Genomic DNA, 10,396 nt, shown 5'->3' on the forward strand with positions numbered 1-10,396 from the left:
CCTGGGGGCTCCGCCAGGCGTGCCTCTCGCTGGGGGTGCGCATCCACGAGCGCACGCCGGTCCTGAGGGTGAAATAATCCCGTTGAGCGGAGTCAGTAAGTCTGGGGCTGGCATCATCATCCACGCCGGAGGGCTTGGCGGATTGGCATGAGGCGGAGATGCGCAGCTTGCGAGCACCAGTGGCAACATCACGCTGCAAATCAGCAATCTTGCTTTTCGCATCTTCAAGCTCCTGCGTTCTCTGCAGATCGATAGCTGCAACGGCTTTCTGTGTTTTGTTCTGCCACTCGAGCTGGCCAGATAGCTGCTGCTTTTCTTTCTGCAGTGCTTCTTTGTCATGACGTAGCGCTTGGTTGCTAATGGCGAAGTAAGCCAGGAGTCCAAGCACTAATGCGACGATTGCAGCTTGCCAGTGCTTAAGCGGCCAGGTCATGACATAAACAGCGCACGTTCCCGCTGCCTGCGAGGAAGAAGAATATCCTGATCGTTGCCTGCTCGTTTCCATGCCAGGAACTGATCTGCAGCACCAGCATAATCGCCAGCCTTAAGCTTGCGGAGCAGTGTCGAGCCATTGAATGCTGATGCGCCGATGTTGAACACAAGACTGCATAATGCGTCGTATTGGTTCTGGTTCAGCTCGACATTCGCCGAATTGATAGCTCGCTCAGTCCACTGCAGGTCAAAGCGCAGTAGGTCGGATGATTTCTCTTTCGAGATAGTCATTCCAATTGCAACAGGTTTACCATCAACCAACCCAGTATGACCGACACCGATCGTGAGAATCCCGCGCGTGTCTTTGTAGGCAGCGAGTTTTTCACCCTCTTGGCGCTTCAGGAAGTCGATACCGTTATTGCTGATTTTCATCACTAGCACCTACTCGCTTGCTGATAGCGCTGATGGCGATATTGCGGAGCTTTTCGACACCGATGAAGCCAACCATGCCACCAATGAAAGGAGACATGCTTACCGGCAATCCGAACACATCCAGTGCACTGGAGATGCAAAGAGAAAGGGCGCCACATAGGACGCCCTCAATCCAGCGATTCTTTCGCTCTACACCATCGTAAATTAATCGGCCATAGCAAATTAACCCGGCCATCATTGAACCAAGAATTTGCGGCCATGCGTTTTTAAGGCCGTTCAGAACGTCGGCCCAGAATCCAGGGTCACGTTCATTCATTTGACGATCCTGCATACTCTAGCCCCTACACTCTCCCCGCCGAGCGAGTCAACGAATGCACGGTCGTTATCACAGAGAACGCGGAGAGCGCCGATTTGAGCCCCCCATGCATCCTTCTTCCACAGTTCAACGGTGGAGATAACTTCATCATCGGTCTTTGCGCTTGCGAGGCCATATGAAACGACAGATCGCGGGTACGCGTAGGCCGCCGAGTTAATCCTCGAATTAACCTCTGCAGCGAGATAAGAAAGGAGAATTAAGCCCAGCAACCAAGGAGACGAACTCACGAAACCAGCCCTGACGAGCTCAGGTAATTTGAGCATGGTGGGTTCCTTACATTGCTATGCTGTAGTCAAAGGCCATTTGTAAGGCCCACAAATGAAAAAAGGCCGCCCTGAGGCAGCCTTTGAAATTGGGTTGGCAGACTATGTACACACTTGTCACACCATACCCTGTTATTATGGGTAAATAGGTAAAACAAAGTCAAGCATTATCTATGCAACATGCTTAATTTTCTCTACACGTTTACGACTGTTGAACGCATTTACCATCGGCGCATAGAGCATAAACAAGCTCGCTTTGAGGATTTCAGCCACTTCTTTGCGGCATGTTTCCTCTGACGGCTTTCGCCACCCCTCCCCCAATCGACCTCGGTTAATCTTGCGGGGCTTTGCGGTCGCGTGATAGTAAGATGCAATGGCTCGCTTAGAAGAACCATGAGCGTAGTAGCTGAGCAGGATGCCAAAGGCTTTCTTGTCGATAAACATGACGGAATCTACGACCTGAGAAATCAACATTCCGTCATCGTCATTGCACATCGGCCTGCTTGGATTTTTGCTTGGCTCTACGCTTTCCATGAACTTGGCGATCATGTTGCTCATGCGTCGCTCGAGTCGGCCTGAGTAAACCCATGCGCCCCACAGCTCAAGCCAGCCATTAACCCACTGATGCTGCTCATCGTCCAACTCAAATTTACTGATGTTCACGATATGCCCTCCGTCTTAACCGTTCCGTGGCGGTCTTGTTTTGTGGTGAACAACGTATGCATGCCTCGCCGGTCGATTACCCTAACGACCATGTTTCCGCCGGGACGCTGAACCACTCCATGACATCTGCCGGTTAGCGCGCGGAGGAATCTCGCCTCTTCGATTGCTGCAGGTATGCTTGTGAACATCAGGCTGCCTCCTGGAGTTTTTTCATTTCCCGCAATTTCGCTCTGTAACGCGCTCTAATCGCGTCTAACTCTTCGCGGGTGTATCGGTGTGGGTTGTTGTCGCTTTCAAGCACCATGACTCGCTCAGCGCCGATTTTCGTGATGAGATTGATTCGGTATTGAGTGATTGCACCGGAGTGATGGACATTGCAGGATGCGCACTGCAGATGGCAGTTATCTTCGTTGAACCTGAGCTGACCGGCCGCCGCTGTCGTTCTGAAGTGACCAGCGTGATATTCCGTTGCCGTTGTACTGCCGCAGCTAATGCAGCCACTTCCCTCATCCCTGGCTCGGATGTAGTCGTTGAAGGCTCGTTGTGTCATAGCAATCCAATGACTCAATGGCTTCGCGTCAGCCTTGCGCTTGTTCCACTCACGGCGTGCAGATGCCTCAGATTGCTTTTGCTTGCGCTCTGATTGCTGCTTTGCGTGTTGGATTGCACAGGATGGACTACAGACGATTTGAAGGGTATTGCGAGGGGTGAACTTGGCTTTGCATTGTCGGCAGGTTTTTGGCTTCGTCGGCTTAGCGCCTTTTTTCATTTGCGCCTCCATCCATTCTATTTAGATATCTGTCATGCTCGATAAGCCCCATGCAATCCCTAGCCAGCAGTGATCTGCGGCGCAATCTGGCATGTGGAAATATCGCGGCATCAGTCATTATCCTTGCTGCATTGATACGAGTTTGCTCAAACCAATTTTTCCATGCGGTTTTTGGTGTTTCGCCAACCCCAAGATTAATCCCGCGCATTTCTGGCGGAGTCATGCAGTACCACAACCCTTTTTCAAACCGAATTACTGGCTTCATCACCCCCTCCCATCACAGATTCGATAAACTTGCGTTGCTCTTGGTCGCAGGACTCGCATACATACACCTCTTCGGCTTGCAGCTCCTTACCGCAATCAGCGCATAACATTTCAGCCATGATCTGCCCCATTAACAAATCGAAATGAGACTGGATTGCCACCAACCATTCGCCCTGTAGATTTGTGGAATTTCATACCGCAATCCGAAACCACATAGCATTTAGTTTGGCGCGCCTTGGCTTTGCGCTTTCTTCGCAGTAGGTGAAAAATGATTACGATGTTGGTATCGAATTTATGTGGCTTATTGGTCATCGCACGCACCTCATCAGCAGAAACAGAACGGCATTACCCGGCCATGCAAGACTGAGCAGCAGCATCTTTGTGGTTGATAGGGTTGGCTCATATTTGCAGAAGAACTCGAAGCTGCGGCCAGCGATGAAGCAGTAAGCGCAGGCGGATAAGATTGCTACCGTGATGAGGATTAGCATTTTTCGGCATCCTTCATCATGAGGAAGACAATCATGGCGGCGCGGAGTGGGTTATTGCTTGATGAATGGATTGGCGGCTCCTCGTCGGAGTGCCATCCAACACAATTGCTGGTCGCCATTACGGATGATGGGTTATCAAAAATCAAAGATATGTTGTTTTCAGTGATAATCGGCCATGCGTCTGCCGGGTTGTTGCAGTAATCAGCACATAGGATAGAAACTATTTCTCCATCACCAATGTCGCAGAATACTGTAACCGCCGGCCGACTTGGCACGTCGCGCTGCACAATCAATGAAGGCTTGTCTTTGTACAGTTGCTCAGCAACTGCTTTATTAATCTCAAAATCACTCATCTTGCTGTAATCAGTCATGGCTTTCTCCGTGCGCGACGACGCAGCCACATGCTATCGGCTAAGGTCGCGGTGCAATTGAATGTTGGGGTTAACTCGGGTTTGGTGCGGGGCTTTCTGGTCTTGCGGTGGTCAGTCTTGAATATCAGGTTATCCATTATGATTTGCGTTGGACTTCGCTGTGTCATGCGGCTTTGTCTCCATATCGATTAGCCCACTCGATAGTGAGCCGGGATTCATCGCTGAACTTGACGCCATGCTCAGCACCAAACGCGTTTATAAGCTCGATTAAGTCGCGCATCTCGCCGACAGTCATCTTGCTTGTTGATTGCCCCAGAACGACAAAGCCGCCGTCTATGCCAGGAACCGTTTCTTGCTTCTTCAGCGCAGCGGTGAAAACACACTTCCAGCTCTCAGAGCTCATCTTTCTTCCATACCAAACGACCTGCTCGCTGATGTCGCGCAGGGTTGCCCAGAGCTTTGCGTTCTGGTCTAGGCTTCTGGTTGGCTCTTGGATGGTTACTGCGAGGGGTTTGTCTGGATTTAGCGGGAGGCTGTCGATGAAGTTTTTCAGGTTCTGGCGTATCTGTGGGCTTCTTAGGTAGAAGACCTGTTTAGCCATTATCTCCCCCGATTCTCTTTGTAGAGCGAGTCGCAAATCAACTTGTACTCGCGATCGAAGAAATTAAAGCTCTGATTGTACTTGCTGCCTAATGCGCTAATTTTTGTCGTCGCCATCGCGGTTGCGGCATTTACCAATGCAACCTGAAGTTCTACGGGAAGTTCAGGAAATTTTGGTTCGTTACTCATCATCACTCCCCTTTGATTGATAGGCCGATATCACGCAGCGCGTCGCAGGAATCAGCCGCAAACTGGCGGTGGTTGAAAATCTCGTTGCCACTTGTGCCATTCCAATAATTGTCAGTGTCTGGAAGCTCAACCAAGATGCCTGCTCGGCTGGCCCGCCATGCCTTCCACATCAAACTAACTGCGATCTCATTGGATGCGCTGATGTGCAATACCATTTGTTTGTTGAACCACTCTTCAAACTCTTCGCGTAGCTTATCCATGGTTATCTCCTTTGCTTGGCAGGTCAGCGCCAACCTGATGCTTCTTTGGCTTGTTGTTCGTTCTGCGCATAGCGCATCGCCGCTTCATCCTGATCGATGTTGACGAAATGACCATTCTTCCAGCCCATATAAAACGTCTTTGGCTGGCCTGAGCGATATTTCCCAATGATGATTTCAGCAATGCCTTTCATGTTGCTATGCTCATCGTAAACCTCGTCGCGGTACGGGAAGATAATCACGTCTGCATCCTGCTCAATTGAGCTTGAGTCCTTCAGGTCTGCCATGCTTGGCCGTTTGTCTGCACGGTTTTCCGGGCCGCGGTTAAGCTGCGCCAAGAGAATTACGGGAACCTTACTACGCAGACAGAACTGCTTCAGCTTGCGCGTCATTTCGCCGATGGCGATGTCGTTGCGCTCTGCTTTTGGCTTTGTGATAAGTCCGAGGTAGTCGATGGCTAGGAAGCTTAATCCGCCGTCCATGTTCATCCGCTCTGCATGCGCGATTGCCGCATCAACAGTGAATGCTCCATCGATGACGTAGTTGTTTTCGTCCATTAGCGTGCCGGTAGCGCCGGTGAGCTTCGTGTATTGCTCTTGAATCATGTTCAACGGGTTGCGTAGCGTGCTGATAGATAATCCTGCGCGATCCGCGACATGACGCTCTACCACCTGCATGTCAGACATCTCCATCGACACCAACAAACCTTTACCCTTCTGCCGACCAATCGAGTTAGCAATGTTGATTGCCAGCTCCGTCTTGCCCATGCCAGGGCGGCCAGCGATGATGATTAAGTCTGTGCGGTCGAATCCGCCATACTCATCATCCAGCGGGTCGATTCCCGTTTTCAGGTACATCCCGGAATCAGCGCCCTGCATTCGCTTCTCAAGAACGTCCATGTAGTCAGGCAGCAAATCACCGATGCGGCGAGGAAGCTTGTCGTTGGTCTCGAATTGCACCTTTGACAGAACGCTAGCCACTTCTGCAGTTCGCTCGTTGATATCATGAGCACCTACGCTTTGCAGGATTGAGATTGCTTGCTGCAGGTCGCTAATTCCTTTGCGTATCATCCAGCATTGACGGACACGTTTTGCCCAGGCCCGGATGTTAGCTGCAGACTTGCATCGCGCCGCCACGCTCAATACTAAGTCCTTGCTTGAATCGGAAAGGCTATCTTGAACGGTGAACTGGTCGATTGGTTCGGCCTGATTCAGGAGGGTGACGATTACTTGATACATCTGGCGTAGGTGAAAATTTTCAAAGGCTTCTGCAGGTAACTTCCCGGCGACTTCCCGGCAGTCGATATGGTCGCCCTTGATCATCATTGAGCCGACCAACTGCTCTTCAAACTCGTAGCTTTCCATCAGTCCTCCCGGGAAAGAATTTCGTCAATCTTCTCTTGGCGAAGTGCGGTCTCAATGCCGTATCGCTTGCCTTCTGGATTGTCGCCACAAGCCCACTTCGTTGGCGTGTAGCCATGGGCGAGATAGCCATTCAGGAACGTGTTGATCTCTGTTGGCTGGCTGCCAATCTCCTTGCACTGCTTCAGGTAGGACTGCCAGAGGCGCTTCAATCCACTCTCGACTGTGGTCGATACATTGCGAATTTTTGGGAGCCCATGCTTATCGGCTTTGGAGTTCCAGGTGTCGCGCAGTCTTTCACGATCGAAAGCTGGCATTGCAGAGCGAGGATTTGTTCCTTTGGCTCGCGGATTGGTGCCCTTCTGCCGTGGGGTTAATTTTTCTTCCAAAGACAACCCCACTGCGTGGGTTTGGGTAGTGTTTCTTTCTTTCTTTTGAATAGTTTCTTTTGTGTTTAGCTGAGTTGGCGAATGCCCATTAGCTGAAGTAGCTAAACTTTTATTAGCCGACTTGGCTAATGTTTCGCTGACTTGGCTAATGTCGCAATTCCAGTCAGAAACTATCTTGTTTATCCCGATTTGCGTTCCGCTGGTTACAATGATGTTCATCATGATCATCTCGTTTTTTGCGGTGCAAACATGGGTGTGATGGATGCCGGTCATGCTGGCAATTTGTGTGTTTGTGATCCGGTCTGTTTTCTTTCCGAATCCATATGTCTTACGGATAATCGCAAACGCAATCTTGAGCTGGCGAGCGGTTAAATTCGCTCTCAGGATGGCTTCTAGCAGCTCGTTAGCTATGCGGGTATACCCATCATCGGTATCAGCCACGCGTTGCTCCATGACCTCTTGATGAGGTTTACGGTAGTCGGATAATTTTCTAACGACACCCATTCTTCTTCACCCCTGCCAGTGCAATCCGATATTCACCAATGAACCGAGCAGCAAAGCTCCGGTTATTGGCGGCTGCAACAACGATTCCTTCCGGTGAATCAGGATGCCGTCGTTCCTCTTCTGTCTTGTAAATTCGGCGATTTTTTGCCATAATTTCCTCCAGTGGTTATCTCCAAACATCACTATCACGCCTCGAAAGCTGCAACTTCCGGGGCGTTTTCTTTTGGTGACAGATATCCAGCCAGGCGCTTAGCCAACTCCGCCATTTCTTCGTCTGCTATCCCATAGTTCAGGACAGCAAGCGCCATGCTCATAGTCTCCAGCAAGCCTGATTTCCACCGGCTAACCTGTGACTCATTAACTCCCATAGCATCAGCAAACTTGCGCTGACCCATTGCTGCGATTTTGTTCAGAAGCGACGAGTGAATCTTCATCGCCGTCTTGCGTGTGCTTGCAGTTTCCATGCGTAATACTTCCTTTGTGGTTTAGATAGTTAATGCGTAAATAATTGTTTTATCGTGCACCATTGACAGTCATCCATTGACCACGCCGGGCACCCGACCATATACCGGGCCGTTCGGTACTAAAAGTACATTTTATTTACATGACTAATTGCTGCTTACCGATACGGCGAATCTGTGCTGCTGAATACTTGCCGCCTGATGCTTTGGCGATCTTATCCGCGTACTCGGTTTCTCCTGTAAACTCGGTACGCGGCAGAGAACCACGCTCTATCCATTTATAAATGGCCTTGGGCGTAAGTCCGCAAACCTCAGCCACAACAGATACACGAACGGATTTAATGACGTGTCCAAACGTGATTTCGTTCATTTGCATCTCCAGTGGTGAACTTATAGTTCATATTATGACGGAACTGATAGTACAGTCAAGCACAGATATAGTTGAACTTATGGTTCAACTAAATGAGCGCGAAAAATTCTCGCAAAGGCTTGCGCTAGCCTGTGATAAGGCGGGATTACCACAACATGGCAGGCAGGCTGATCTCGCTGCCAGAATGAAGCTTACGCCCAAGGCTGTGAGCAAGTGGTTTAATGGTGAGTCGCTTCCACGAAAGGATAAGATGGAGTTGCTCGCTTCAGTACTTGGAACTACTGCTGCTTACCTGCATGGGTATGCATCAGAGGATGGAATTACACCAAACCATGCCAATAAGGTATCAGACTCTTATAGAGTCGATGTATTAGACGTTCAAGCTAGTGCCGGTCCAGGGATTATGATTTACAACGAGTTCGTTGAGAGGGTAAGGGCCATTGAGTATACGACTGAGCATGCCAGGACTCTGTTCAATGGCAGACCGCAGAATAATATAAAGGTCATTACCGTAAGCGGTGACAGCATGGAAGGAACGATCAATCCTGGCGATGAGATCTTCGTTGATGTGTCTGTTAACCACTTTGATGCTGATGGAATTTATGTTTTCGTTTACGGCAAAACCCTCCATGTAAAGCGGCTTCAAATGCAGAAAGATAGATTAGTTGTCATATCTGACAACCCAGTCTACGAGAGATGGCATATCGAAGAAGCTGATGAAGACCAGCTTCATGTCGTAGCGAAAGTACTACTCCGTCAATCGATAGATTATCGTCGGTTCGGATAAAAATAAATTACCTTAAAGTTCATTATGTTATGACATGATGGGCTTTTTTTACCCGAAATATGTACTTATGGTACTTTACATTAATGAACTTTCAGTACATTATAAATCCATCGAAGCGAAACACGCAGAGATCAGTCGAACGGCGCGACAGTAAACCATGCGTCGGGAGCGCGGCGGGTTCAGGATGAACGGCAATGCTGCTCACAAGCTAAGTTACTTTCGGGTGCTAGTTACCACGAAAGAAACTTACTGATAGATTAAAGTAGGTCTAATCACAAGGAGAATTCTGGTGAAAAGTAATATGACGTATACAGCTATGAGGGTAAAGCAATTCGGATACACGCCCGCTGTTGAGGTTACATGCTATGACGAGCGCGCTAAGCAGAAAACAGAATGCCTACTCATTTTCCAATCATTGGATGAGGTAGTTTTTTATGGCACAGACAATTTCCATCCATTGATAAAGGCAGAAATGAAGCTAGCAGCCATTGAGGCCATATCGGCTGGAATGGGTAAGGCGCAAATAGAGGCAAAGCAGAAGGTTATTGAGCTTGAAAGCAGTAGAAAACGACAAGTCAGCAGAGCCAGGCAGTTTAGGTCGATGATTGAAAGTTGGTCTGGAGAGATATCTTCACTGAATGAAGATATTAGGCATGGATTAGATACTCCAACCATCAGAACAAGGTTGTCAACGATATCAAAAGGAATGATGGATTATAACCCTAGTAAGTAACTACTAAGCCCCGAAATTCGGGGTTTTTTATTACATAACTATATTGCACGCTGCCATTAAGACGGCATCGAACAAAGCCGCCTAGCGGCTTTTTTTTACGCCTAAAAGTCGAGGTCAGCATGAGCTTCAGAGGAAAGGTTTGGTTTTGGATGTTGGTTTCATGCGCCCTCTTCTGGTGTGGCGTGGTTATTGGATTGATGGAGAGAACGTGATGAGTGGATTTAAAGGAACTCACGGGCCGTGGGAATTGATGAAAGATGATAATGAATTGAAAGTAATTCAGGCCGGATCACTAGAGAAAGGGTTTGGGTGGAAATCATATTGCAATGTCTGTGAGAACGTTTCAGGAGATGCTAACGCAAAGCTTATCGCCGCAGCGCCAGAGCTTCTTGATGCTCTTCATGAGTTCAGCCGCCTCTATGGAAGACTGTGGGATACAACAAAGCCTGAAGGCGGTTTCCTCTCGCCTAAAAGCGTGAAGGAATACGACAGGATTCATGTAATGGCAGAGCAAGCAATCAAAAAAGCGTTAGGTAACTGACCATCACAAAGCTCATTACACAGTGAGCTTGATGATGTTTAGAGAAGCCTCGACACCATTTAGGCCGCCATTGTGCGGCCATTTTTTTGCCCATCGCTAAGCCAATTTACGAGTTGGTTCAGCAATGAATACCTATCAATCAACAG

At 49.0% G+C, this 10,396-nt stretch carries 19 protein-coding genes and 1 pseudogene; 3 read left to right on the forward strand and 17 right to left on the reverse strand.

Annotated elements, in window-relative coordinates; all coding sequences use genetic code 11:
- The 17 genes and pseudogenes from rz1 to ACWEF2_RS31145 all read right to left on the reverse strand — a co-directional run.
- The coding region (gene rz1 / locus ACWEF2_RS31065) for a lysis system o-spanin lipoprotein Rz1 (RefSeq protein WP_453819828.1) at positions 1-222 on the reverse strand (222 nt) is incomplete at its 3' end.
- Positions 113-505 (reverse strand): annotated as a pseudogene (locus tag ACWEF2_RS31070) (lysis system i-spanin subunit Rz); the annotation flags it as partial. The gene rz1 and the pseudogene ACWEF2_RS31070, both read right to left, overlap by 110 nt.
- Positions 430-864, reverse strand: coding sequence for a lysozyme (locus tag ACWEF2_RS31075; protein WP_350591974.1), 435 nt, complete (start codon positions 862-864; stop codon positions 430-432). The pseudogene ACWEF2_RS31070 and the gene ACWEF2_RS31075, both read right to left, overlap by 76 nt.
- Positions 848-1,180 carry a phage holin, lambda family gene (locus tag ACWEF2_RS31080; RefSeq protein ID WP_004940112.1) on the reverse strand — a complete coding sequence of 111 codons (333 nt, stop codon included), beginning with the start codon at positions 1,178-1,180 and terminating at the stop codon, positions 848-850. Before ACWEF2_RS31080 ends, ACWEF2_RS31075 begins: the two co-directional genes overlap by 17 nt.
- Entirely contained in the window at positions 1,177-1,503 is a 327-nt protein-coding gene (locus tag ACWEF2_RS31085) for a hypothetical protein (protein ID WP_042784831.1), read from the reverse strand. Before ACWEF2_RS31085 ends, ACWEF2_RS31080 begins: the two co-directional genes overlap by 4 nt.
- A gap of 171 nt (positions 1,504-1,674) precedes the next feature.
- On the reverse strand, positions 1,675-2,166 hold the full coding sequence (locus ACWEF2_RS31090) for an antiterminator Q family protein (protein WP_350590805.1): 492 nt from the start codon (positions 2,164-2,166) through the stop codon (positions 1,675-1,677).
- Positions 2,167-2,353: 187 nt separating this feature from the next.
- Positions 2,354-2,935, reverse strand: coding sequence for a recombination protein NinG (locus ACWEF2_RS31095; protein WP_350590804.1), 582 nt, complete (start codon positions 2,933-2,935; stop codon positions 2,354-2,356).
- Positions 2,919-3,200 carry a hypothetical protein gene (locus tag ACWEF2_RS31100; protein ID WP_359739626.1) on the reverse strand — a complete coding sequence of 94 codons (282 nt, stop codon included), beginning with the start codon at positions 3,198-3,200 and terminating at the stop codon, positions 2,919-2,921. Before ACWEF2_RS31100 ends, ACWEF2_RS31095 begins: the two co-directional genes overlap by 17 nt.
- Positions 3,178-3,330, reverse strand: coding sequence for a protein NinF (locus ACWEF2_RS31105; protein WP_357591159.1), 153 nt, complete (start codon positions 3,328-3,330; stop codon positions 3,178-3,180). Before ACWEF2_RS31105 ends, ACWEF2_RS31100 begins: the two co-directional genes overlap by 23 nt.
- Before the next feature lie 350 nt (positions 3,331-3,680).
- Positions 3,681-4,058, reverse strand: coding sequence for a phage protein NinX family protein (locus ACWEF2_RS31110; protein ID WP_350590803.1), 378 nt, complete (start codon positions 4,056-4,058; stop codon positions 3,681-3,683).
- Complete coding sequence (locus ACWEF2_RS31115) at positions 4,055-4,225, reverse strand: NinE family protein (RefSeq protein ID WP_350590802.1); 171 nt, start codon at positions 4,223-4,225, stop codon at positions 4,055-4,057. The genes ACWEF2_RS31110 and ACWEF2_RS31115 overlap by 4 nt, the downstream gene beginning before the upstream one ends.
- Positions 4,222-4,659, reverse strand: a complete 438-nt coding sequence (locus ACWEF2_RS31120; RefSeq protein WP_350590801.1) for a recombination protein NinB — start codon at positions 4,657-4,659, stop codon at positions 4,222-4,224. Before ACWEF2_RS31120 ends, ACWEF2_RS31115 begins: the two co-directional genes overlap by 4 nt.
- A 190-nt stretch (positions 4,660-4,849) precedes the next feature.
- The gene (locus tag ACWEF2_RS31125; RefSeq protein ID WP_350590799.1) at positions 4,850-5,107 is read right to left on the reverse strand and encodes a hypothetical protein; all 258 of its coding nucleotides are present in this window, start codon (positions 5,105-5,107) and stop codon (positions 4,850-4,852) included.
- A 23-nt stretch (positions 5,108-5,130) separates the two neighbouring features.
- A complete protein-coding gene (locus tag ACWEF2_RS31130) occupies positions 5,131-6,468 on the reverse strand; it encodes a replicative DNA helicase (RefSeq protein WP_350590798.1) in 1,338 nt (445 codons plus the stop codon).
- On the reverse strand, positions 6,468-7,358 hold the full coding sequence (locus tag ACWEF2_RS31135) for a replication protein (RefSeq protein ID WP_403018702.1): 891 nt from the start codon (positions 7,356-7,358) through the stop codon (positions 6,468-6,470). The genes ACWEF2_RS31130 and ACWEF2_RS31135 overlap by 1 nt, the downstream gene beginning before the upstream one ends.
- A gap of 185 nt (positions 7,359-7,543) precedes the next feature.
- Positions 7,544-7,822 carry a CII family transcriptional regulator gene (locus tag ACWEF2_RS31140; RefSeq protein ID WP_350590796.1) on the reverse strand — a complete coding sequence of 93 codons (279 nt, stop codon included), beginning with the start codon at positions 7,820-7,822 and terminating at the stop codon, positions 7,544-7,546.
- A gap of 136 nt (positions 7,823-7,958) precedes the next feature.
- The gene (locus tag ACWEF2_RS31145) at positions 7,959-8,189 is read right to left on the reverse strand and encodes a helix-turn-helix domain-containing protein (RefSeq protein ID WP_274756370.1); all 231 of its coding nucleotides are present in this window, start codon (positions 8,187-8,189) and stop codon (positions 7,959-7,961) included.
- A gap of 34 nt (positions 8,190-8,223) precedes the next feature.
- On the opposite strand from ACWEF2_RS31145, the gene ACWEF2_RS31150 reads away from it, so the two are divergent.
- The 3 genes from ACWEF2_RS31150 (at position 8,224) to ACWEF2_RS31160 (ending at position 10,250) form a co-directional block, all read left to right on the forward strand.
- Positions 8,224-8,976, forward strand: a complete 753-nt coding sequence (locus ACWEF2_RS31150) for a LexA family transcriptional regulator (RefSeq protein WP_274756369.1) — start codon at positions 8,224-8,226, stop codon at positions 8,974-8,976.
- 289 nt (positions 8,977-9,265) lie between these two features.
- Positions 9,266-9,709: a hypothetical protein gene (locus ACWEF2_RS31155; protein WP_350590795.1), complete on the forward strand. Its 444-nt coding sequence runs from the start codon at positions 9,266-9,268 to the stop codon at positions 9,707-9,709.
- Positions 9,710-9,854: 145 nt separating this feature from the next.
- Complete coding sequence (locus ACWEF2_RS31160; RefSeq protein ID WP_403018705.1) at positions 9,855-10,250, forward strand: hypothetical protein; 396 nt, start codon at positions 9,855-9,857, stop codon at positions 10,248-10,250.
- The last annotated feature ends 146 nt before the right edge of the window (positions 10,251-10,396 follow it).

The sequence above is a fragment of the Streptosporangium sp. NPDC004631 genome, assembly GCF_053601935.1.